We start from the raw sequence: 23,334 nt of genomic DNA on the forward strand, positions 1-23,334 counted from the left end.
GTTTTGCATAAAATATGGTATATTATTCCTGAAGGAGTTGATAATATGGCAAAATCAAAAGCTAGGAAATTAAGAGAAAAAATGATTCGGGAGGGATTGCGTAATCCAATGAAAGATCGAAGTGCATTCGCCACAGAAGAAATGTACAAAAAAATGACTACAAAAAAGACAAAGACAAAGAAAGAAACATTAAATCAGATTAAACATAAAAAGCGGCTATCATCAACTGGGTTCAGTGAGGATAACCGCTTTTATGATTATACCGCTTGCTTTTGATTCTTTTGAATTTGAGGAACGATTACCTTTTTCGATTTTGCGTTAAATAGTAAATTCAACAAGATAGCCATTATACTTCCAGCTACAATTCCGTTCTCTGTTAAGATTTGTACACTTTCTGGAAGTTTGCTGAACAATTCTGGTTCTACCGTTACACCTAGTCCCATTCCGACTGAACAAGCGATGATTAAAAGGTTTTCTTGCTTTGCTAGGTTTACTTCACTTAGCATTTTAATGCCTGAAGCGAATACCATACCAAACATCGCAACCATTGCTCCGCCCATAACAGGTGTTGGAATTAAAGTCGTAAGTGCAGCCACTTTAGGAATTAAGCCAAGAAACACTAACATGCCTCCAGCAACATAGATCACTTGTTTTGTTTTTACGCCCGACAACTGGACAAGACCGACGTTTTGAGAATATGTTGTATAAGGAAAAGCGTTAAAGATACCACCAAGAATAATGGCAAGACCTTCTCCTCTATACCCTTTTGTTAAATCTTTCGGTGTGAGATTGCGGTCGCATATTTTACCAAGTGCCATAAAAACACCAGTAGATTCAATCAAACTTACGATGGCAACTAGGATCATCGTAATGATTGCGCCGACTTCAAAAGTTGGAACTCCAAAGTAAAATGGCTTTGGCATATGAACCCATGAAGCCTGCATAACAGGAGTAAAATCAACTAATCCCATAAATGAAGAGGCAATGGTTCCTGCAATCAGACCGATCAGGATGGATACAGATCTGACGAATCCTTTAGAAAAACGAAAAAGCAGTAAAATGAAGCCGAGAACCCCAAATGAAAGAAGGAGATTTTGCGTTGAACCAAAGTTCGTGCTCCCTGCCCCGCCTGCCATGTCCTTTATAGCGACTGGAATTAATGTAATCCCGATAATGGTAACAACAGATCCAGTTACAATTGGAGGAAACAGCTTAAGTATTTTTCCAAAAGCCCCTGCAAAAATCACCACGAACAGTCCAGCTGCTATAATAGCTCCATAAATCGCGCTCATTCCATATTGACTGCCAATCGCAATCATTGGTCCCACTGCAGTAAACGTACAGCCTAATACAACAGGTAAACCAACCCCAAAGAAACGGTTTTGCCAAACTTGCAGAAGTGTTGCTAATCCACAGGTTAAAAGGTCGATTGCAACTAAGTAGGCAAGCTGTTCAGGTGATAGTTTAAGTGCACCGCCTACGATCAACGGAACAATTACCGCTCCAGCATACATCGCTAGAACATGTTGAATTCCTAGTGAGAATACTTTTCCTTTCTTCATGATGACATCACCTCACTTTGAATAAAGGTAATTCCGTTCGTACTCATCTCTTTCACTCTAGCTATGGATTCTACTCTGTACCCTTTTTCCTCAAGCTTTTGTCGGCCGACTTGAAATGATTTTTCAATGACGATGCCAAAACCCGCAATATGAGCATTCGCTTTTGTGACAAGATCGGCAAGTCCGAGGGCCGCTTCTCCGTGTGCTAAGAAATCATCAATGATTAGAACCTTCTCACCAGATTCAACGAATTTCTTTGCTATTGAAATTTCATTTTTCTCTTGTTTTGTAAATGAATAAACGGTAGATGTGATCAAGCCTTCTGTTAGTGTTAATGATTTCTTTTTGCGTGCAAAAACGACTGGAACTCCGAGTTCTAATCCCGCAAATACGGCTGGTGCGATACCAGAAGACTCAATCGTTACTATCTTTGTTATGTCTTCTGCTTTAAACCGGTTCGCTATCTCCGTGCCGATCTGTTTCATAAATTCAGGGTAGATCTGATGATTTAAAAACGAGTCAACCTTTAGTACAGATGAGGACAAGACGACACCTTCATCACAGATTTTCTTTTCTAAAAAATTCATTGGTCCACCTCTTAATCTATTTTTGAAAAACAAAAAACCGGAGAAACGCTTCTCTCTGTTCGAGTGAAGCAATTCTCCGGTATAGAAAACGGAATAAAAATAACCCAATACACCCTTAATGTAAGGATGTTTGGAAAAATTTGCGTCACTCGTAGTCAAACCCTTAACGGGGGTTTGGTAGAAACTTGCAGGCCATATCCCTGCGATTATACGAGCTTATGAAGTTAATTCAGATTATACGGGAAATAATTATAAAAGAAAACCCTTAATGTGCTTATTTCTCGTTTGAACTTTGCTTAATGGTTTCGTAAACTCTTTTTCCAATCAAAGCATAACCTTTTTCATTCGGGTGGAGCTTATCAGAGAAATACTCTTGTTTCTTTTTATTGATAAATAAATCATCTGTACGGATAAATGCTGTGTTTTTGTGTTTTTTTGTTACTTCTATGGTTGATCTGTTCCAGTTTAAAACCGCTTCGTTCACATCGGACATATCACTCCATTTCACCTTTGGATTATAAATGCCAAGAATATAGATTGTTTTCGGATTGTCTTTCTTTTGGATTTTTTGAATGATTTGATTTAGATTTTCTTTATAAATTTCCTCATTTGCAGCAAGCTCTTCTTTGTTGAACTTTGTTAAATGATTCGTACTTTTTAAAAAGTCGTTGGTTCCTATGTTAATGAGAATAAAATCAGATTTTTTAGCTGTATCTACAATTTCCGGATTGCTTAATCGCTTAAGTAAATCTGTACTTGTATCGTTTGGTACACCAAAATCGTGAACAACAAGTTGTTTATCTAAGTCATCTTCGTAACGTTTCTCTACATCTCCAATATAACCGTTGTCACTAGTGTTTCCTAGACCGTACGCTAATGAATCTCCAAGAGCAGTGACTTCCATTTCTTCAGAGTTAAAGGAATACACCACTAAACTAATACTAAATAAAACCAATAAACTTGCTACAATAACCAAAGTACTTTTTCTTTTAATTCCAACCACCGCTTTCTAGTTGATTATTCTAAGTATGTATCAGATGGTAATGCTTTAAGCTTCCTCTTGCATTATTTTGTAATCATACCTGTTTTTGAGGTTTTTTAAACAAAAAAAGATAAACCGAACAAAGAGACGAACTTACTAAAACAAAAATAAAAACAGCAGAATACAAATCTTCTGCTGTTTCTTCAATAGGTTATTTTTGTGAAATCAAATCTGCCACAAGGATATATCGTTCAGGCGACGCTCCAATAAAATCAAAGGGGTAGCAAGTTGAGACCGTTAATGTTGCTCTTGGTTTTGGGACAATTACTGTTCGGTCATCTTTATCGACGATTCGAACATTTTTTACTTTATACGTAAATGTTCCAGCTGATGTCTCAACGATCAAGAGATCACCTCTCCCAACATCTCCAAGTTTGCGAAAAACGGTATCACGATGTCCTGATAATACAGAATTATCATTCTCGCCTGGCAAGACACTTTTAGCGAAGTGGCCGACACCTTTTTCTAATTCTTCTTCATCTGTTCCATGAAAGATTGGAAGTGAAGCATCCAGCTTTGGGATAATAAGATTACCGATGTTGTCGCCTTTTGCAGGTCTCTCGGGATATAGACTCTCCTTTTTAGGGACAACTTGTTTTTGTTCAACAGGCTGATTATCCTCTTTAGCTTCAATCTGTCCGGTTTTGAATATCAGATACCCTTTCATAAATGTAAAGGCATTTGTACTGCTGAACCAAATCCCAAACATAATAAAAGCAACGGATATTGTCAGAAGTACAATCCGAGATTTACTTCTCTTTTTCATTTAAAATCCTTTTACTCTCATTCGTCTAAATAGTAAAATCCCAGCAGCCGCAATTCCTAGTCCAAGCACTACGTTCCCTAAGTGGTTGGTAGCTGTTTTAGGAAGTTCTCCGCCTTTTACTGTTTTTACAGGTGGTTTGGCTTTGGTTGGAGGTGCCGAAACAACTTCTTCAACTTTTTGAATATCTTTACCTGTCTCTTGAATAATTTCAGAACCAAACATATCAGCAGTGATACGGATATCTGCTAATAATTCACCATTCAAGTTGAGGATTTCCATAATTAAGTCATTTCCATTTGTTGAATCCATCGTCATCAACGTGTCCATTGAAATGGGTTGCTTTTGTCCATCAACAACAAGATAATATTTTGTTTCAATTTGTAAGAGCTGCTTCATTTCAGAGAAGATCGAAAGCAGTTCAGCAACTTGTTCAGCAGAAAGTTCATCTGCTGTTTCAAAATCTTCAAAAGCCATCATGCGGTCAGCTAGCAGCATCATTTGATCAAGAAAAGCTGGATCTTCCCAATTTAGTGTTTCTAAATGAGCAAAAAGCTTTTCCATCTCTTCATCTGTTAAATCAATCTGTGTAAAGAGATCTGCTATTTCTTCATCCATGTAGTCATCGCCGTTTATATAAAAATCAACCGTCCACTCAAGATCTTCAATATATTCATAGTTTTCAAGTGAATCATCGTTTTCTTTTAATAATGCTTTAAGTTCTTCAATGGATTTTAGGTTGTAATCGTTTAATAATTGTTGAAGATTCTCATCATTGATTGGAGTACCTTCCCAATCATCGCCGTTAATATAATAGTCTACAGATGACTCTAAATCTTCAATGTATTCATAGTTATCACGTGAATCATCATTTTCTGCTAATAATGCATCCAGTTCATCGATAGACTTGAGGTTGTAGTCGTTTAATAGCTGCTGAAGATTTTCATCGTTTATAGGTGTGCCGATAATAAAATCAATTTCTTCAAACAAGTCTTCTTCAAAGATAACATACGTTCCTTCTAGAACATCTTGTCCTTCTTCAAGAGCACCGTATTCAGTCAAAAGTTCGTTAAGTTTTTCACGACTTAAGTCAAACTCCTTCAACACAGCTTGTACACCTTCTTCTGATAAAGGTGTCCCTAATTCATCGACAAAATCAAAATCTCTTAAAGTCCAATCTTTACTTTTTAAGTAAGTTTCGTAATCTTTAGACGTCCAACCAATCTCTTGTAAGAAGGCTTTAAATTCTTTGTCATTTGCTTCAATTGCAAACGCTGATACTGGTAATAAGCCTAGGCTAAGTGTGATAGCCAATAGAAGTGTTAATACGTTTTTCATCCCTGACCCCCAAAAAGTGTTTTAATATAATATCTAGAAAATTATACTTCCATTATCTTCTTTTGGATACAGGTTTTTTCTACCATTATTTTATTGTGTTTGAATAATGTTCCATCGCTGTTTTCATCTCGAAAATGGAGGTTGTATATGGCAATCTATCAATAATGTTCAATATTTCTTCATTGTAAAAACAAACAAGATTGTATACGATACTAGTAACTTCTTTTTATTTAGTAAAAAAATCTATGAGGTGAACAATGGGTAAACAAAAAAAGAAAAATGGTCACGTGAATTCAAGCAAGAAAAAAACAAGTTCGTCCCCTGTTTGGCTTTTTTGGACGATTGGAATTGTAACGCTAGGATTAATCATCTTTTTGTTTAGTGGTGCACTCGATGATAAAGACACTTCTAATACTAGCATCTCGTATGAAAATCAGCCTTACTTAGGCAGTGATGATGCGACGGTTAATATTGTAGAGTTTGGAGATTACAAGTGTCCCGTCTGTAAAAGTTTTAACGAGTCGTTTTTTCCGCTGATTGACCAAGAACTTATTCAAACAGGCAAAGCAAAATTCTACTTTTTGAATTATCCTTTTATTCATGTTGATTCAAAAAGATCTGCTCTATTTGGTGAGACAGTATACAAAGAGTTAGGAAACGATACGTTTTGGAAGTTTCATAAGCTGCTCTATGAAAAGCAGCCAGAAGATCAAAGCCTTGAGCGTAAGGACATTTTCACAGAAAAATTCTTAGTTAAGACGCTAGGTGAAGTAACAACGCAAGCTAACGTTAAGAAAGTCAGCGGGAAAATAGAGGACAGCGAAAGTAAAAAAGCTGTTGAAACGGATGAAGCTCTAGTTGGTGATTTAGGTGTAACGGGTACACCTACATTGTTTGTTAATGGTAAAAAATTCGAGGGATCTTCTATTGAAGATCTAAAGAAAATGGTCGATGATGCTGCCAAGGAGAGTAAATAAAGTTGGTAAATAAACCTTTATTGATTGCCTGGTTAGCAGCTATCGTATCAACAGTAGGAAGTCTATTTTTTAGTGAAGTAATGAAATTTGTTCCTTGTACATTCTGCTGGTACCAGCGAATTCTCATGTATCCGTTAGTCATCTTACTTGGAGCAGCCTTTTACTATCAAGATCAAAAGATAACGCGCTACGTCCTTCCACTTTCTATACTGGGAATTTTGGTTTCGGGTTATCATTATGCTTTACAAAAGATACCAGCTTTAAAGGCGTTTGAGATGTGTACATCTGGCGTACCTTGTTCTGGGCAATATATAAACTGGCTGGGTTTTATTACGATTCCACTTTTGGCGTTTGTTGGATTTACAACAATTACAATATGTATGTTATGGATAAAAAAGCAATCGAATTAATCGGTTGCTTTTTTTTCTTTGAATTAAGATGTATGAAAGATTTTTGTGAAGGGTGCTATTAGTCAAATGGAGAAATTTGTCGAGATTTGAAGAATCGCCTATATGTCTTTTATAATCGCTTAATTTTTGTTGTTAATCGCTTTATTCCATATTAAAATCGCCTAATTATGAAGTTTAATGACCTTATTTAACTATTTATCGCCAAAAAAATGCTTTGCAATTAAAAAAAGCAGACCCCATAAAGGATCTGCTTATTCTACCTATTCTATCCTATTTAATTATCCTAAATCTACGTTGTGATACACTTGTTGAACATCTTCCAAATCTTCTAGTGCATCGATTAGTTTCTCAAACTGAACTTGCGCATCTTCAGGTAGTTCCACATCGTTTTGAGCAAGCATCGTAAGTTCCGCTACTGTAAATTCGGTAATATCTGCATTTTTGAAGGCTTCTTGTACAGCATGAAATTGGTCGGGCTCTGCATACACGATGACTGAATCATCTTCCTCAATCACGTCACGTACATCTAAATCTGCTTCCATCAGTAATTCTAATACTTCATCAGCTGACTTTCCTTCAAGGCCGATTACAGCTGTTGCGTCAAACATGAATGAAACCGCTCCAGATACACCCATGTTTCCGTTATTCTTTTTAAATGCAGACCGCACCTCTGCCACTGTGCGGTTAACGTTATTTGTTAATGTGTCCACGATTATCATGGAACCATTAGGGCCGAAGCCTTCGTAACGAAGCTCATCGTAATTTTCGTCTGAACCGCCCTTTGCTTTTTCAATTGCACGGTCAATAATGGCTTTCGGTACACTATATGTCTTTGCCCGTTCTAAGACAACTTTTAGGTTTTGATTGGATTCTGGATCAGGTTCACCCTGCTTTGCTGCTACATAAATTTCGCGTCCGAATTTAGCATAAACACGACTTGTATTTGCATCCTTTGATGCTTTTTTCTCTTTGATGTTATTCCACTTACGTCCCATTTTGTTCACTCTCTTTCAACTTTGAATCTATGTAAAACATTATACATCAAACTCAGCGGATTTTAGTAGTATTACAGACCAAATGAAAGCAATACCTCAACAAAACGTATTGGTTATAAGTTACTGACCTAATTGTTAAAGCCCGTATTGATATATTCTTTCTGGGCGACCTACCCCTCCGTAAGTAATGTCTGCTCTCACCTTTTGTTCAGAAACCAAATACTCTAAATAACGTCTTGCTGTTGTTCGGCTTGCTCCAATCAGCTGTCCAAGGTCGTCAGCAGTGAACCCTTTTTTATGCTGACTTAACATGGAAAGGACTTTATCTAAAGTAATTGGATCAATTCCTTTTGGCAGAGATTGATGTATGACTTCTGACTTATCACGTTTAATAATCGAATCGATTACGTTCTGATTAACTTCTTTATCAGCTGAGAGTTGATGAATAGACATCTTATATTCATTAAAGTGCAATAACGTATCTTTAAATCGTTGAAAGATTACGGGCTTTACAATATAATCGAAAATTCCATCAGCCAGTGCATGTTTTAATGTGTTCACTTCTGTTGCTGCCGTTACCATGATCACTTCAATTCCACGAAACTCACTTCTAATCCAGCGTAATAGGTCTAACCCATTCATATCTGGAAAATAAATATCTAATATAACTAAATCAGGTTGAAGGATGGCAATTTGTTCTTTGGCTTCTTCTTCAGTAAGAGCAACTCCGCACACCGAAAACCCTTCTACCTTTTCTACAAATTTTCGATTTATCTCAGCTATACGGATGTCGTCTTCTACGATAAAAACTTCCCATGAATGCATGATGCTCTAACCTCTATTCTTTCGGGATTATAACCGTAAATAGGGTTGTATTGGCTTTTGTTCTTTCATAAAAAAGTTCTCCGTTTAACAGTTCAACAGATTGCTTGATTAAATATAAGCCATAACCACGGTCTTGTCCTTTTGTCGAAAATCCCTTTTGATATAGTTTATTAGCGATTGTATCTTGAATTCCTGCCCCTGAATCCTCGACTTCTAATATGAGCTGGCTGCCAAAATCAGTGAGACTTACCTTTACAGCTCTCTCACTGTGTTTGCTCTCGACAACTGCTTCCATAGCATTGTCAATTAAGTTCCCTATTATCGTGACTAATAATTGTCTGTCGATCTCATCGGGAATATCTTTAAAATGACTTGCAGGATCAATCGATAAATCAACTTTTAACTCCTTCGATCGGTTAAACTTACCGATTAAAAGCCCCCCGATATAAGGATCCGAAATCTGGTTCATGATTATATGGGTAAAATGCTGATGTACATTAGCTTCTTTCGTTATAATATCTTGTGCTTCTTTATAGGAACCCAACTGAATCAAACCAGAAATTAAGTATAATTTATTTGAGAATTCATGAGTTTGTGCTCTTAATCCTTCACTATAGCCTTTTACTTGAGCTAATTCTTCATTCAATCTATAAAGTTCATTTCGGTTTCTAAACGTTGCAACAGCACCCATAACTTTACCGTTATCATCCAGTATAGGTACACGGTTTGCTACAACTTTGGTGTTTCCTAATTTCATTTGTTCATCAAATTCACTTTTGCCAGAGGACATCACATCTACTAACCTCGAGTTGGGAATGGAATGTAGTACATTGTTCCCAACAAGATTTTCGCTTTTTGTTTCTAACATCTGCAGAGCAGTTTGATTGGCTAGAGTAATGTCACCTTCACGATTGACAGCAATAACTCCTTCTCTAATTCCTTCTAAGATTGCAGTCTTTTCTTTGTATAATAACCCGATCTCTTTTGGTTCTAATCCATGTGTCGCTCGTTTCACACCTTTTGCGATTAAAACAGAACCGATCACACCTAACAGTAGCGTTAAAATACCGATTATTAGAATCTTTAATTTATACGGCCACATATCTTCATTAATACGATCAGTTAAGTACCCAACAGACACCAATCCTATTATTTCACCCTCACTGTTGATAATGGGTGATTTCCCTCTAACGGCTGGACCGAGCGAACCCGTGGCTTCAGTAATACTCGGTTCACCTGACAATGCTGACTCATTATCTCCTCCTACCATCTTTTTTCCGATTCTTTCTCTTACAGGATGGGAATACCTGATTCCTTCTTTGTTCCCTACTACAACATAATGAGCTCCTGTTTTTTTCCTAATTTGCTCCGCGTAAGGCTGAATCCTTTCTGAAGGGTTTTCTGTTTCAAATGCGTCAATCACCATTGGATTATTACTAACAGCATATGAAACACTAAGCGCCCTTTCACCAATCTGCTTCTTCATCGTATCTTCAAACATCACTTGAAAAATAACAGCTAAAATGGTAATCACAATAAAGATAAGGGAACAGCTGATGACGATTAATTTTGTTTGCAGTTTCATAGTTTCCCTCCATAAAAATTGAAAAGACTTTCCCAAATAGAAAGTCTTCTCTTTCACTCTTCTTTTATCCTTCAACGTTTATCACAACATTTTTTCCTTTTAATCGTAGAATGAAAGGAACTAAAATCCACAATACAGAGCATACGATAAAAAATGCTGAAATTGGATGTTCAATAAAAATAAAAAAGTCACCGTTAGAAGTAGTCAATGCTCGGCGCATATTGTTTTCAATCATTGGTCCTAAAACGAGACCTAGAACTAGAGGAGCAAGCGGATAATCATTTTGTGCTAATAAATATCCTGCTACTCCAAAACCAATTAATAAAAACAGATCAAATGTCGTAACTTGCACAGCATAGACTCCAAAAACCGATATAGCAATAATAATGGGCAATAAAAACTTTTGAGGTGTTTCAATAATTTTCGCAAAAACTTTTACAAGCGGCATATTCAAAATGAGAAGCATCAAGTTTCCAATAAACATCGATGCGATCAATCCCCAAGCGACATCCGGATGATCACTGAATAATAACGGTCCTGGCTGAACATTGTACATAATCAGTGCACCCATTAGGATTGCCGTAGTTCCAGACCCTGGAATGCCAAGAGTTAAGAGCGGAATCATAGCGCCTCCAGAAGCGGCATTGTTGGCAGACTCAGGGGCTGCTACACCTTCAATGGCTCCTTTTCCGAATTTCTCTGGGTTTTTACTTAACTTTTTCTCAGCAATATAGGAAAAGAAGGAAGCCAGTGTTGCTCCTGCTCCAGGCAAGACACCTATAAAAAATCCTAAGAAAGATCCGCGTGCAATCGGAGCTGCACTTTCCTTGAGATCGGATTTTGTTGGAAGAACTCTACCAACTTTTGCAACTTTCTCACCATCCTCTTCTTTGTGAAGGATGGTCTTAAATACCTCACCTAACGCAAATAAACCTACAGCTACGGTTAAGAATTCAAGTCCCCCAAATAGGACTGGAATATCATATGTGAATCGAGCGACACCTGAAACAGCATCGATGCCGATTGTAGCGAGTAAAAGACCTGTTACCGTCATCATCCATGCTTTTGTAATCGACCCACCAGCAAGACCGCTAACAGCAGCTAGTCCTAAAAGCATTAAAGAAAAGTATTCTGCAGGTCCAAACTTTAAGGCCATCTCCGAAAGCGGCTCTGCAAGTAACACTAACCCTATGATGGATACAACACCCGCAAAGAAAGAACCGATTGCGGCAATGGACAAGGCTGCACCTGCTCTGCCTTGCTTGGCCATTTGATAGCCATCAAGTGTCGTTACTACTGATGAAGATTCACCAGGTGTGTTTAACAAGATGGACGTAGTTGATCCGCCATACATGGCACCGTAATAAACGCCTGCTAAAAGGATAATCGAACTGGTTGCTGCTGCAGAAGGGTCCATTCCGCTAGTAAGTGTGGCCGTAACGGGAATCAGAAGGGCTACCCCGCTCATCGGACCGATGCCTGGCAGCACGCCGACAGCTGTTCCGATTAATACGCCAATAAAGGCGAAAAATAAATTCTGTGGCTGTATTGCTGTTTGGAATCCTTGCATTAAAAAATCCATTACACCCATCATTCTTCCTCCTAACTAAACCATATTGGCAGACCAGGCAAAGAGCCTTTTAACACCACTACAAACAAATAATAGACGCATAAGGAAAAACTAGCAGCGACAAATCCGTTTTTTATCCAGCTGCTTTTTTCCATGGCTTGAAAAGAAACGAACAAAAATACAAAAGTACTGATTATGTACCCCAAGTACTCAATCCATGCTGCGTACAACAAACTTGCTATTAAAATGATGAGAAACCTTTTGATTTGTAATCCACTCTGTCCTTTCTGATCCCGCTTAATGTTTTTAAAAGATTCTATAAAAAGTTTTACACTTAGTAAAATAAGAATAAGTCCTAAAAGAAAAGGAAAAACATTTGGTCCAACTTCACTGCCATAGGCACTATCTGCTATGTTGCGGCTTTCAAATAGAAAGGCCGCTCCAAGTAATGCAAATAAGACACTCGCATACCGATCAAATCTCCCAGTCTGCATTTGACTAGCCTCCTTTGATAATCCTAGATATTTGAAAAGATGGAGAAGTAGCTATTACTCCTCCATCCCCATAATTATTTATTCATTCCTAATGATTTCAAAAGATCTTCAACTTGTTTTTCCTGATCTTTTAAGAAGGTCTCGAATTCTTTCCCGTCTTTAAATTCCGATTCCCAGCCATTGCGCTCTAGCTCGGCTTGCCATTCTTTACTCTCATTTAATTTCTTTAACGTACTATCCCAATATGATTTAGCACTGTCTGACATTTCTTTAGGTCCGAAAACACCTCTCCAGATCGTAAATTCTGCGTCAATTCCTTCTTCTTTAAATGTAGGAATATCTGCTAAATCTCCTTTTAATCTCTCTGTTGAGGAAACGCCAAGAACTTTTACTTTTCCTGCTTTTAAGTATTCACCAACGGCAGATGCGTCTGTAGCGATATAATCTGCGTTGCCGCCTAATAAAGCTGCAATTGCTTCCCCGCCACCATCGTAAGAAACATATTTCACGGTTTTTGGATCAATGTCTGATTTAAATGCAGGCAGCACAGCTACAAGATGATCCATAGAGCCTGGAGCAGATCCACCGGCAGCTGTTACCGATTTAGGATCTTTTTTTACTGCATCCATTAAATCTTTAAGATTGTTATATTTTGAATCTGCCTTAACAACGATTGCTCCAAAGTCTTTTGTTAATTGGGCAAGTGGTGTTGTATCTTGGTACCCATAAGGACTATTGCCTTCTTTTTTTAGATTGTTGATCAAGATTGGCGGTGAATTCACATAAAGCTTATAGTCGTCTTTTTTGTGCTGTGTCGCGTATTCTGCTAAATAAACAGCTCCACCTCCACCAGGCTTGTTTTCAACTGTCATTGTTTGATCGACTAACTTTGTTTCGCCTAACACTTTAGTTAAAGCTCGAGCGGTTAAGTCCCATCCACCTCCTGCACCAGATGGAGCAACAACTGTTATTGCTTTTTTCGGGTAATCAGAAGCCCCTTCATTTGTACCGCTTGATCCAGAAGTGCTGCATGCGGTAAGTGATGTTAACAATACGCCAGCTGCGATCCAACTTTTCCATTTGCTTTTTTTCAATTTCGTATCCCCCTTATAATGATAGCGCTTTCATAAATCTTTTTATTATCCTATCATGTATAACTGGAAAAGGAAGTTTAACAACATAAAGAGCATTTTGTTCATAATGTTCACGAAAAAAGACCACTGGAATGATCCAGTGGTCAGTTAGTTTGTATGTGTTATCGGTGCGAATTGTTAATATTTCTTCCATAAAAGATCTCGTCCATCTCTGCCTTCAACAGCCTTGTAATATGCTCTTGACTGTCATGATCCAATGCATCTTTTGTATAACCGAACAAATAATTGTTTAACTCAAATTCTTTTAATCTGCATTTAGTATGAAAGATATTTTCTTGATAGATGTTCGTATCAATCATCGCATACGTATTCTTAATTTCCTCAGAAAGATAATTTTGAATAGAGTTTATATCATGATCGATAAACAGCTTTTGGCCTTTAATATCCCTTGTAAACCCTCTTACTCTGTAATCCATCGTTACGATATCCATATCAAATGAGTTGATTAGATGGTTTAATGCTTTAAGCGGTGAGATCTCTCCACAAGTCGAAACATCGATGTCCGCTCTAAACGTACTGATTCCCTCTTCTGGATGAAACTCTGGATATGTATGTACCGTTAGATGACTTTTATCAAGCTGCATGACAACTGATTCCGGCATAGCTGTTGTATTTTCATCAAAAGTATCAGTCGGTACTTCTACAATCGGTCCTTCAGAAACGAGCACGGTTACACTTGCCCCTTGAGGCACATAATCTTGTTTTGCAACGTTTAAGACATGCGCTCCAATTGTATCAGAGACAGTCTGTAATATATTTGTGAGTCTTTCAGCATTATACTGTTCATCGATATATTCAATATAAGCCTCTCTCTCTTCTTTTGTTTTCGTATAGCAAACATCATACAAATTAAAGCTTAGTGATTTTGTGAGATTATTAAATCCGTGTAATGTAATTCGTTGATCTGGTGAAATAGACATATCATTGATTCCCCTTATGATTAGACGTTCATGAATCCGAATTTATGATGTAAATATATCTATATTACCCATTTACACCATATAAAAAACGATGAACTCATTAGTCTTTGTAAGAGGGAGAATTTTAAGTGGTTGGTAAGTAATAAGGTATATCATTTCACGTATGATGCAAATATCACCGATTACAAAAAAACTCTTAAAGGCAGCCATATGCCTTTAAGAGTCATCTTAATTTTATGCTTTTTCCATTTTAGCCACAGGGACAGCCTTCTGTTTCATCAGTGGAAGCATTGTTAAAATACCTAGTGCAAACAACAGTGCCGCTGCCTCAAACATGACAACAAGTGAAAGCGTATCTTTTAACCAACCACTAATGGACATCGTTAAAACCATAGCCCCCATGAATAATGGATTCAATATTCCATTTACGCGTCCAATAAAAGCTGATTCGGTATTTTGCAAAATAAGTGTATTAATTCCGATATGCACACATGGCATGAATAACCCGCTTAAGAATTCTGCAGAAAGAGTTAACCAGAATTGTTCAGAAACACCCATGATCATAAATCCGACTGCACTTGCCCCCATACCTAGAGACAGGAGCAACTGAGGCTTCACTTTACCTGCAATCCCGATCGTTACGCCTCCGCCTAAAATCATTCCGGTACCGAAAGCGGCCATGAGCCATTGCAGCTGTTCTTTTGGAAGTCCAAGCTGTTCCGTTACTAAGAAAACAGTAAGAGGCTGTGTTAATCCTAAAGCTAATCCTGCTACGGCAAAACAGGCACCAAGCAGAGTCAATGATCGTCTGGTGAGAACATAACTGAAACCTTCTTTCATCTCTAACCAGATAGAAGGCTTTTCCTCCTTCTTCTCCACTTCTTCATCCGGTGGCAGCAACAAAAGAATAACCGCTGACAGTACAAAAGCCACTCCCATGATGCCAATCGCTGCGTTGATTCCGAATTGCTGGTACACGTACGTACCCAGAATAGGACCGAGAATCATAAATACGGCGAAGAGTGTTTGATACATTGACATCCCGAGCTGTACCATTTCTTCAGGAACATGTATTTTAAATAATTTCATTCCTGATGGCTGAGAGAATTGCGAAAGGATCGATGAAACAAGCGTTGCAAAAAAGATCACTTTCCAGCTTCCAAATAAAAGCGTTAATAATACGACAAAGATTGATACCGCGCTTAATAAATCACACCAAATCATTGTCTTCTTCGGTTTCCATCTGTCGGCAAACGTTCCGCCGATAAAAGAAAACAAAAATATCGGAGCAAATTCTGCGACTGATATTAATGATACAGCGATTGGATTTTCGTTCGTTTTTTCAATAACGTACAAAAGAATGGAATAATTACGCACCCAAATACCAATCTGTAAAAAGAAGACTGAAAAAAGGATCGTTCTTATTACTCTGTTCTGAAAAAGCATACCCATGGAGATTTTGGATTTGTTTTGTTGTAGTTCCACTGAAAGATCCTCCTTATTGACGAGCCATTACTTCCACTCACCAAACCAATTTTTCCATTTACTTAAAATTATATCCTTAATTGGTGGAGAGTCTATCCCTTTTTGCTTCTTATATTCATTGAAACTGGCAAATCCGATTAGTAATATCCCTGTTAATAATAGGTAGACCCACCACGGCATATTTCCCCAATATGGACGAGTTTGGATCAAAACATTTAAAAGTAGAATGATTAATCCTGTAAAGAAGTAACTCTTCTGTTTGGAGATGAATCCGTAAATAATACTAATAAACGATAAGGTGCCAAGTATGATGGCGTCCATAATTTGATAGCTTTGCATCGCATCAATCATTAAGATTATGCCGATGATTCCGAGCAAGAAATATTGAATCAAATTAGCTGTTCTCTCTGGCACTTTCCATGTTTTTCTTGTAATCACATAACTTATGGAAATCCAGGGCAACACGTTAAGTTCTGTTTGAATTATTGCTGGTATTTCAAATTGATCAATGAACGAATAATAAGCAAACAGTACAAACAAACTTGAAAGGGTTTGAAGTATTCTTTTTCCGATTTGCATTTCCATGAATCGTCTTGCATGCACATAGAAAAGTACAGCTAGCAAAATTAGGCCGAGTGTTGTAATCAGGTTTTCAGAACGTGTAAGTCCGGTTAAGACATAAATAACGCCAAATACTGCGAAAAAGTCAAATTGAACAAATGGAGTTTCACAAAAAATCTTCTTAAAATAATACATGCCTGCAAAGGTAACGAATATCCCTGCCGTAAACCAGATGAGTGATTGAAGGTCTTGAGGTCTTCCGATTAACATTAACCATTCATCTAAATCAATCATCAAGTATGCCAGAATAATAACAGAAGCGTATTTCCAGTAACCTTTTAATGACTGATAAAAAAGTACAAAACCTACTAATGTTGCAGCATGTAAAAGGAGATTTAACTCATTTAGAACACTGCTAGTCATATACTCTCCAAGGAAAATCAGTGAAAAAGGAACAACATAAAACTGCAAATGCCTCTTCCATTCTGTGTTCAATAAGAAGTAAAGACCTACTAGAAGAATGCTGTAGATCACTGGACCTTCGTTTGATAGCCATTCTCTAATAGCATAATGAAAACCAATAGCTGCCAGTGTTAAGCCAGCGTAAAAATTAAATCTAATTTCATATTCCTTTTTAGCACGGAACACATAAATACCGTACAGAAATGCAATAAGGACATATGGAATGGCTGCTGTTGTCATCAATAAGCAGTACATAAACGTTAATAAAATAACTAGATGAGATACAGCTTTTATAGGGTATTCACTCTTGTTATCAATTCGCTGAAATACTTCCTGACTTATATATAGAATGTAGGCAATCAGGATATAAACGTAAATCGTTGTTTCTTTTGCTAATTCAAGCCCAAGAAGATCTGCAGTATAGTTTAATGCAAAGAACAATCCAATTTGAATGCCTGTATATCCCAAAATAAATGTGAAATGCTGTGTGACAAACCATAACACGATCATAACAAGTATAGAAGATAACAATTTAACCCACGTATAATCTCCTAGAAGAGATGCTGCTAAAAAATTCAAAATTGAAGTAATGGCAACGGTTGTAATAAATGCAGCAGCAAGTTCCTTCTGCTTCTTCTGCCAAATATAGATTCCTAATAACACCGTGCTTCCTGTTGTAAATGAGAGTGACAATGTAGGTTCTGGTAAAAACTTCATCCCTAAAAAGAAGGTCGAAAAAAATACAAAAGCAGGAACCAGCCAGGCTGAGATTCGTTTTTCATACACAGTACCGATTAAGAAATGACGCACAGAAATCACGGTTAAAATAATCGAAACAACACTTGCTTGCCCATATTGTTCAGTTAGTGAGGTTAATAGAAAACTTAACAGTACTCCTCCCCCGCCAACCATAAGACTAGATCTGTTTAAAGTCTTAACCATTTGACCAATCGTATAGGATAGAGCGGCAGATACTCCAATAGCCATACCCCAATAATCATCATTTCCATTACCCATCAGATGATACACTTCCATAAAGGTACAAAAAAAGTAAAAAGGAGCTAAGTATTTAAAGAATGAAAATGTAGAGTTGTAGCTCAAATAAGTAAAATTTCCAGCTAGAACGAGATAACCTAATAGAAGCCATACACTACCTTCTCCAACAGATAATAAGACTCCCTCAACCGTGATATATAAGAATGCAAGAATGGATATAGCGCCGTTGGCAAGTTGATAATACATCCGTAACTTTTGGTCTGAAAATCTACCAACAAGCAACAAAACAAGCGGGACCAATACGACTAGTAACAAACGATATTCAATTAAAATAGAATTCTGTATGAGTTGATATAAACCATATGTGATAAAACCAATAAATAATAGCTCGTATTCTTTTCTTTGGTTAACCATTCGCATCGCTAAATACAAAACAGCAGTTAAAATGATGTTGAAGCTTTGATAAAGTTGACTTTCAAAGATTATAAGAATGAGAACGGTTGATAGAATAAGATTCGCTTGTATGAACACAGGTAATGTTTTTAAAAATATAGTTTGGTTTTTCTCTTTCTTAATGTGATATAGAGCAATGAACCCTACATTACCTAAAGCATAGATAAAGTAAAAAGCTTCTTTTGTCAGACCGAACGACAATATTAGATACCCATACCCGATTGCACTTGTAATAAAAGTAAACCAGCTGAATAGTTTTGACTGAAAGTAGGTGCCGAACCAAAAATAAATAGGGATACAGACTACCGTTGTTAGAATCCCTAAAACATATCTTCCACCACCGTAAAAACTCAGCCATTCACCAAATAATTCAAAATAACCTGCTGAAAGAACCGTAATGGGAATGAATAATGCAAACAAAACAAAGAAAGTAAAAGCCGTTTTTCGTATTTGAAGTACTTTCTCAGAAAGCGCTCCTAAGCCTCCAAATAAAATAGCAATTCCACCTACAAGTATCGTTTTAGTTAATGAACTAAAAACATCCCAATTGCTTGTCGCAAGTGTTAGCCCTCCAAGTAGAAGAAGAATCACGCCAGCAGCCATGAGTGTTGTGATATTTCTTTCTCTTCTTTGTTCAGGAGTGATTTCGACTCTCGGTTTCGCTGGTGCTATACGTTTTTCAGGTATAGGTTCGTGCTCGAGTGTTGGTTCTGGAATAGGTTCAAGTCCTGGATTCACTGCTTCTGTCAGTATCATTGCTTCTTTTGTTTCATTTTTTTGTAGGTCATCTCTATACCTGTAATAGCCATTAAGGATATTTAAATAATCTTTCTTTTTTATATAACCTCCATCTTTTAACTCATTAAGATCTTTCATGAATCTGGATTGGTTCAATGTATAACCCCCTAGAATTCTCCCTTTATGGAATGTATGTAATAGGCTGTTTTATAATGGATTGTTGGTTTTTAATGATTTTGTTTATTCGCTTCTTTGACAAGTTAATTGGAGTGCAAGGTGCAAGACTCCTGCGGGACAGGCGGGCAGGTGAGACACTTATACGTGAAACGTACGAATGTGGCTCACCGCCTGCCCCGCGGAAAGCGAAGCAGCTGGAACGGAGATTAACCACTTTCAAAAGCAACAATGAATAAGAAAACAGCCATGTAAAAAAAGAAAAGAGATAACATTCATGTTACCTCTTTTCAATAACGCACTTTATAACAGTAATAATTTTACATTAATTCCAGTTTAGTGTCACTCCATACAGTTGTAAAAGTACAAGGAAAATAGGCATTGGTTTTTGGAATGACAAAGATATGTTCATACTGTTAGTAGTAGATAATTTTTTAAAGGTGGCACAGAAATGGATCGCATTTATTCCATTGATTACATAAAATTTTTCGCGATTTTTGCTGTAGTTGTCATACACGTTTTTCCTCTAGATGGGTTTACTGGTTATTTTATTATCGATAATGCCGCTAGGTTTGCCGTACCCTTCTTCTTTGTGGCATCTGGTTACTTTTTTGCACAAAAGATAAAACATGAAGAGGATCCTTTTCATTATTTTAAAAGCTATATTATAAAGCTGGTTAAGCTTTATTTAGTGTGGCTGATATTTTACACGAGTTATGATGTTCTCCTTGTTCTTTTAGAGGGAGGAGCTGTTCAGGAAAAACTGAGGTCATACTTTGAACAATTTACGCTGTTAAATCTTATTTATTACGGAAAAGGAACGAGCGGATATCAGCTTTGGTTTTTAACAGCGTTAATTTGGTCAACAATCGCCATTTATATATTTTTTAAGTTTAAACAAATAACTGTGCTATTTTTGATTAGCTTTGGTTTAAACTTGCTAGGGCTTTTAGGACAGGCATACACGATGTTTAATAAATTTCCGATCAACAGTACACGTGATGCCATGTTTTTTGGTTTGTTTTATACAACACTTGGCATTATGTTTTCATTAAATAGTAAATTTAGCGGCTTGAAGAAAATAAGTGGACGGACATTTCTGGGTCTAGCTCTTATCGGTGTAGTTATTCAAGCAATGGAGGGTTATCTATTAGATAAAGTCTTGTCAGGTAGCCATGGTGAATACTTTTTCTCAACGATTCTTTTAACTGCCTTCTTATTTTTATTTGCCCTTCATTATAAATCGTTAGGAAAAGGTTTATATATAACAAAAATAGGAGCCAATGCTTTAGGCATATACATTATCCATGTGTTTTTCTTAGATGTGTTTAATAAATTCATTAAATTTTTGGATTTGGGACGGTTATCTGAGAACTTCATATGGAATTTGTGCTATACCCTCTTTATCTTTACAATTTCGTATTTCACTTATGATATTCTTCAAAAAATAAAACGCAGCATAAAGCAGTAAAAGTTCCTCTCACCCCTTTTCTTCCCCATCATATTCTGTATTACATTACGAAAGGGCTAATCACCCATTCACAGGGGAGGAATATAGATGGGCGTTGAACTAACAGCGCTGCATTGGATTTATGTTGTGTTTATCGGTTTAATTATCGGGTTCATGGTAAAGAGGCGTGATACTACTTTAATTTGTATAGTCGGTATTTTCTTAATTGCCCTTACAGCAACAGGTTCATTAAGCGGGTCGATCAGCAGTATATTTAATAGTTTTATATATGCGATAACAGAGCTTCTTCCTACGATCCTTGTTATCTCTATCATCGTTGCCATGAGCAGAACATTAACCACGACAGGAATTAATGACGTAATGATCTCGCCATTTTCAAAACTTATTCGTACTCCGGCGCTTGCTTATTGGACGATAGGGATTCTTATGATGATTATTTCGTGGTTTTTCTGGCCGTCGCCGGCAGTCGCTCTTATGGGTGCAGTACTTCTTCCAGTAGCTATTCGAGTTGGTCTGCCAGCTCTAGGAGTAGCCATGGCCATGAACTTGTTTGGTCACGGTATAGCTCTTTCAGGGGATTTCATCATTCAAGCCGCTCCAAAATTAACGGCTGATGCTGCCGGACTTCAGGTAAGCGAAGTCATCGATGCAAGTATTCCGCTCGTATTTGTGATGGGGTTAGTTACTACAATAGCGGCGTTTTACTTTTTAAAAAGAGATTTAAAGTCAGGAAAGTTAAATAGCAGAACAGGGGTAACGGCTGAACCGGTAAAGGAAACAACTGATCAAGAATTAAGTCTGTTGTCACAAGGACAGAAGCGGTTCTTTGCTCTGTTTATTCCTTTAATGTTTGCACTTGATGTCGCAGCCATGTCCATTCTCAATTTACAAGGCGGAGATGCAACAGCTTTGATTGGTGGGACATCAGTCTTTATTCTACTTTTAATTACGATGGTGAGTCATAAGAATAAGGGGCTAGAAAAAACAACTTCTTATTTAATTGATGGTTTTCAGTTTGGGTTTAAAGTGTTTGGTCCTGTAATTCCAATTGCCGCTTTCTTTTACCTTGGTGACTCAGGTTTTGCTAAAATTATTGGAGAGTTTCTTCCAAAAACATCTCACGGAATTGTGAACGATCTTGGCGTAGCACTTGCATCTGTTGTTCCATTAAGCAAGGAGATTGGTGCCATAACTTTAACAGCTGTAGGAGCCATTACGGGTCTAGATGGTTCAGGTTTTTCGGGGATTTCGTTAGCCGGTTCGGTTGCGAACATATTTGGAACAGCAATTGGTGCAGGTGCCGCTACTCTGACAGCGTTGGGTCAAATTGCAGCCATTTGGGTTGGCGGAGGAACGTTGGTGCCTTGGGCATTAATTCCTGCTGCGGCTATTTGTGGAGTCGATCCATTTGAACTAGCTAGAAGAAACTTAAAGCCGGTTACCATTGGCTTAGTTGTTACAACGATTGTTGCGATTTTCTTGATATAAAATAAGAGGAGTGTGGCCAACTGCCTCACTCCTTTTTTGTTACAATATCTTTTGATTTAATCCTTCGTTAGGTTCTCCCGAGCAAACTCCACAAAACGATGCATGTCTTCTATTGAAGAAAAACCAGCTTGAGCGGATTTATCGCTTCCGCCGCCTTTTCCGTTAAATGCGCTAAGGTTTTCTTTAAAAAACGTGCCGCACGAAACTTTAATTGTTCCGTTATGCATTAAAATAATACGATTATCTGGTATTGCAGCAAATAAAATGAGTAAATCATTTTCATTTGCTATTTTTATTGCAAGTTCTTTTGTTTCATCAAACGATTTTCCTTCAAATACATACGTAAGGAAATCGGTTTTTGCATGTGTAAGAAGTTCTCTTGCTAAATAATTATTGTTTTCTTCTTTAAGACGCTTCATTTCTGCTTCCATATCTAGATGATTAGCTTCCCACTTCTCAATCCGATTTAAGACCTCATTTCGGCCGGTATTAAACTTCGCAGATATCAATCTAAGTATCTTCAAGCTCTTATTATAATCAGAAAGTGCACGTTGTCCGCACTTGAAATACAACCTTACCGTACCTTTTTGTTTCTCGGCTTTAAATAGTTTAATGATCCCAATTTCAGCAGTTGAACGGACATGTGTGCCTCCACAAGCATTATGCTCAATTCCCTCAATTTCAACGATTCGTATGTTCTCTGTAACTTTAGGCATTTTCAATAATGGTAATTTTTGAAGCTCTTCATCGGTAACAAAGAAAGTATGTACTTTTCTATTTTTATAAATTTCTTCATTAACTGCTTTTTCGAGCATATCCATTTGTTTTTGATTCAGCGTATCCATCTCAATATCAATTGTTGCATATTCTGTCCCTAGATGAAAACTGATTGTTCGTTCATCATATAATGAATAACAAACAGCTGATAACAGATGCTGCCCGCTATGATGCTGCATGTGGTCAAACCTTCTATGCCAATCTAACTTACAATTAACAGAAGTTGTTTCAGGCAGCCTTTCCAATTGGTGAATTACTTCATCCTTTTCAGTAAAAACATCTAAGACATTTATGCCATTGATGGTCCCAGTATCATTCGGCTGGCCGCCGCCTGTCGGATAAAATGCGGTATCCTCTAAAACAGCAAAAAATTGCCCGTCCTTTTCATATGTTTGTTTGATGGTTGTTTCCCATTCGGCTGTATATGGTGAAGAATAATATAATTTTTCGGTCATAACTTGTCATCCCTTCATACTCTCTGTTCTTAGTTTAAACTAACATGAATGA

Annotated in this window: 20 protein-coding genes and 1 riboswitch; of the genes, 5 read left to right on the plus strand and 15 right to left on the minus strand. The window is 37.3% G+C overall.

Annotation, left to right across the window (positions count from 1 at the left end; translation table 11 throughout):
- Positions 1 to 45: 45 nt before the first annotated feature.
- On the plus strand, positions 46 to 276 hold the full coding sequence (locus QUF49_RS09505) for a hypothetical protein (RefSeq protein WP_289495424.1): 231 nt from the start codon (positions 46 to 48) through the stop codon (positions 274 to 276).
- Here the strand turns inward: QUF49_RS09505 and QUF49_RS09510 are convergent.
- The 5 genes from QUF49_RS09510 to QUF49_RS09530 form a co-directional block, all read right to left on the minus strand.
- Positions 258 to 1,562, minus strand: a complete 1,305-nt coding sequence (locus QUF49_RS09510) for a nucleobase:cation symporter-2 family protein (protein ID WP_289495425.1) — start codon at positions 1,560 to 1,562, stop codon at positions 258 to 260. The genes QUF49_RS09505 and QUF49_RS09510 overlap by 19 nt on opposite strands.
- Complete coding sequence (locus QUF49_RS09515; protein ID WP_289495426.1) at positions 1,559 to 2,149, minus strand: xanthine phosphoribosyltransferase; 591 nt, start codon at positions 2,147 to 2,149, stop codon at positions 1,559 to 1,561. The genes QUF49_RS09510 and QUF49_RS09515 overlap by 4 nt, the downstream gene beginning before the upstream one ends.
- 132 nt (positions 2,150 to 2,281) lie before the next feature.
- A riboswitch (purine riboswitch) is annotated at positions 2,282 to 2,383 on the minus strand.
- 40 nt (positions 2,384 to 2,423) lie between these two features.
- Complete coding sequence (locus tag QUF49_RS09520; protein ID WP_289495427.1) at positions 2,424 to 3,152, minus strand: GDSL-type esterase/lipase family protein; 729 nt, start codon at positions 3,150 to 3,152, stop codon at positions 2,424 to 2,426.
- A 190-nt stretch (positions 3,153 to 3,342) separates the two neighbouring features.
- Positions 3,343 to 3,957 carry a class D sortase gene (locus tag QUF49_RS09525; RefSeq protein ID WP_425590460.1) on the minus strand — a complete coding sequence of 205 codons (615 nt, stop codon included), beginning with the start codon at positions 3,955 to 3,957 and terminating at the stop codon, positions 3,343 to 3,345.
- Complete coding sequence (locus tag QUF49_RS09530) at positions 3,958 to 5,292, minus strand: processed acidic surface protein (protein WP_289495428.1); 1,335 nt, start codon at positions 5,290 to 5,292, stop codon at positions 3,958 to 3,960.
- A 257-nt stretch (positions 5,293 to 5,549) separates the two neighbouring features.
- Here QUF49_RS09530 and QUF49_RS09535 point away from each other — a divergent pair, with 257 nt between their 5' ends.
- Together QUF49_RS09535 and QUF49_RS09540 are read left to right on the plus strand one after the other, a co-directional pair.
- The gene (locus tag QUF49_RS09535; RefSeq protein ID WP_289495429.1) at positions 5,550 to 6,269 is read left to right on the plus strand and encodes a DsbA family protein; all 720 of its coding nucleotides are present in this window, start codon (positions 5,550 to 5,552) and stop codon (positions 6,267 to 6,269) included.
- Positions 6,270 to 6,271: 2 nt separating this feature from the next.
- Positions 6,272 to 6,679, plus strand: a complete 408-nt coding sequence (locus QUF49_RS09540) for a disulfide oxidoreductase (RefSeq protein WP_289495430.1) — start codon at positions 6,272 to 6,274, stop codon at positions 6,677 to 6,679.
- A gap of 278 nt (positions 6,680 to 6,957) precedes the next feature.
- Here QUF49_RS09540 and QUF49_RS09545 read toward each other — a convergent pair whose 3' ends face one another.
- The 9 genes from QUF49_RS09545 to QUF49_RS09585 form a co-directional block, all read right to left on the minus strand.
- Positions 6,958 to 7,674, minus strand: a complete 717-nt coding sequence (locus QUF49_RS09545) for a YebC/PmpR family DNA-binding transcriptional regulator (protein WP_289495431.1) — start codon at positions 7,672 to 7,674, stop codon at positions 6,958 to 6,960.
- Between the two features lie 135 nt (positions 7,675 to 7,809).
- Positions 7,810 to 8,499 carry a response regulator gene (locus tag QUF49_RS09550; RefSeq protein WP_289495432.1) on the minus strand — a complete coding sequence of 230 codons (690 nt, stop codon included), beginning with the start codon at positions 8,497 to 8,499 and terminating at the stop codon, positions 7,810 to 7,812.
- Between the two features lie 13 nt (positions 8,500 to 8,512).
- A complete protein-coding gene (locus QUF49_RS09555) occupies positions 8,513 to 10,084 on the minus strand; it encodes an ATP-binding protein (RefSeq protein WP_289495433.1) in 1,572 nt (523 codons plus the stop codon).
- A 64-nt stretch (positions 10,085 to 10,148) separates the two neighbouring features.
- The gene (locus QUF49_RS09560; RefSeq protein ID WP_289495434.1) at positions 10,149 to 11,675 is read right to left on the minus strand and encodes a tripartite tricarboxylate transporter permease; all 1,527 of its coding nucleotides are present in this window, start codon (positions 11,673 to 11,675) and stop codon (positions 10,149 to 10,151) included.
- Positions 11,676 to 11,686: 11 nt separating this feature from the next.
- Positions 11,687 to 12,148: a tripartite tricarboxylate transporter TctB family protein gene (locus tag QUF49_RS09565; RefSeq protein WP_289495435.1), complete on the minus strand. Its 462-nt coding sequence runs from the start codon at positions 12,146 to 12,148 to the stop codon at positions 11,687 to 11,689.
- A 74-nt stretch (positions 12,149 to 12,222) separates the two neighbouring features.
- Positions 12,223 to 13,242, minus strand: a complete 1,020-nt coding sequence (locus tag QUF49_RS09570) for a Bug family tripartite tricarboxylate transporter substrate binding protein (RefSeq protein ID WP_289495436.1) — start codon at positions 13,240 to 13,242, stop codon at positions 12,223 to 12,225.
- Positions 13,243 to 13,403: 161 nt separating this feature from the next.
- Complete coding sequence (gene speD / locus QUF49_RS09575) at positions 13,404 to 14,222, minus strand: adenosylmethionine decarboxylase (protein WP_289495437.1); 819 nt, start codon at positions 14,220 to 14,222, stop codon at positions 13,404 to 13,406.
- Between the two features lie 234 nt (positions 14,223 to 14,456).
- A complete protein-coding gene (locus tag QUF49_RS09580) occupies positions 14,457 to 15,674 on the minus strand; it encodes an MFS transporter (RefSeq protein ID WP_289497622.1) in 1,218 nt (405 codons plus the stop codon).
- Positions 15,675 to 15,734: 60 nt separating this feature from the next.
- Positions 15,735 to 19,073: a hypothetical protein gene (locus QUF49_RS09585; protein WP_289495438.1), complete on the minus strand. Its 3,339-nt coding sequence runs from the start codon at positions 19,071 to 19,073 to the stop codon at positions 15,735 to 15,737.
- A 469-nt stretch (positions 19,074 to 19,542) separates the two neighbouring features.
- On the opposite strand from QUF49_RS09585, the gene QUF49_RS09590 reads away from it, so the two are divergent.
- On the plus strand, positions 19,543 to 20,562 hold the full coding sequence (locus QUF49_RS09590) for an acyltransferase (protein ID WP_289495439.1): 1,020 nt from the start codon (positions 19,543 to 19,545) through the stop codon (positions 20,560 to 20,562).
- 87 nt (positions 20,563 to 20,649) lie between these two features.
- A complete protein-coding gene (locus QUF49_RS09595; RefSeq protein ID WP_289495440.1) occupies positions 20,650 to 22,050 on the plus strand; it encodes a hypothetical protein in 1,401 nt (466 codons plus the stop codon).
- 56 nt (positions 22,051 to 22,106) lie between these two features.
- Here the strand turns inward: QUF49_RS09595 and QUF49_RS09600 are convergent, their stop codons facing one another.
- On the minus strand, positions 22,107 to 23,282 hold the full coding sequence (locus QUF49_RS09600) for an alanyl-tRNA editing protein (protein WP_289495441.1): 1,176 nt from the start codon (positions 23,280 to 23,282) through the stop codon (positions 22,107 to 22,109).
- Positions 23,283 to 23,334: the final 52 nt, after the last annotated feature.

It is taken from the genome of Fictibacillus sp. b24 (assembly GCF_030348825.1).
Taxonomy (GTDB): Bacteria; Bacillota; Bacilli; order Bacillales; family Fictibacillaceae; genus Fictibacillus.

Excerpts from the sequence above, each read along its gene's own strand:
- QUF49_RS09505 (WP_289495424.1), top strand. The coding sequence starts at position 46 with ATGGCAAAATCAAAAGCTAGGAAATTAAGAGAAAAAATGATTCGGGAG.
- QUF49_RS09510 (WP_289495425.1), bottom strand. The coding sequence starts at position 1,562 with ATGAAGAAAGGAAAAGTATTCTCACTAGGAATTCAACATGTTCTAGCG.
- QUF49_RS09515 (WP_289495426.1), bottom strand. The coding sequence starts at position 2,149 with ATGAATTTTTTAGAAAAGAAAATCTGTGATGAAGGTGTCGTCTTGTCC.
- QUF49_RS09525 (WP_425590460.1), bottom strand. The coding sequence starts at position 3,957 with ATGAAAAAGAGAAGTAAATCTCGGATTGTACTTCTGACAATATCCGTT.
- QUF49_RS09530 (WP_289495428.1), bottom strand. The coding sequence starts at position 5,292 with ATGAAAAACGTATTAACACTTCTATTGGCTATCACACTTAGCCTAGGC.
- QUF49_RS09535 (WP_289495429.1), top strand. The coding sequence starts at position 5,550 with ATGGGTAAACAAAAAAAGAAAAATGGTCACGTGAATTCAAGCAAGAAA.
- QUF49_RS09545 (WP_289495431.1), bottom strand. The coding sequence starts at position 7,674 with ATGGGACGTAAGTGGAATAACATCAAAGAGAAAAAAGCATCAAAGGAT.
- QUF49_RS09550 (WP_289495432.1), bottom strand. The coding sequence starts at position 8,499 with ATGCATTCATGGGAAGTTTTTATCGTAGAAGACGACATCCGTATAGCT.
- QUF49_RS09555 (WP_289495433.1), bottom strand. The coding sequence starts at position 10,084 with ATGAAACTGCAAACAAAATTAATCGTCATCAGCTGTTCCCTTATCTTT.
- QUF49_RS09560 (WP_289495434.1), bottom strand. The coding sequence starts at position 11,675 with ATGGGTGTAATGGATTTTTTAATGCAAGGATTCCAAACAGCAATACAG.
- QUF49_RS09565 (WP_289495435.1), bottom strand. The coding sequence starts at position 12,148 with ATGCAGACTGGGAGATTTGATCGGTATGCGAGTGTCTTATTTGCATTA.
- speD (WP_289495437.1), bottom strand. The coding sequence starts at position 14,222 with ATGTCTATTTCACCAGATCAACGAATTACATTACACGGATTTAATAAT.
- QUF49_RS09580 (WP_289497622.1), bottom strand. The coding sequence starts at position 15,674 with ATGGGTATGCTTTTTCAGAACAGAGTAATAAGAACGATCCTTTTTTCA.
- QUF49_RS09590 (WP_289495439.1), top strand. The coding sequence starts at position 19,543 with ATGGATCGCATTTATTCCATTGATTACATAAAATTTTTCGCGATTTTT.
- QUF49_RS09595 (WP_289495440.1), top strand. The coding sequence starts at position 20,650 with ATGGGCGTTGAACTAACAGCGCTGCATTGGATTTATGTTGTGTTTATC.
- QUF49_RS09600 (WP_289495441.1), bottom strand. The coding sequence starts at position 23,282 with ATGACCGAAAAATTATATTATTCTTCACCATATACAGCCGAATGGGAA.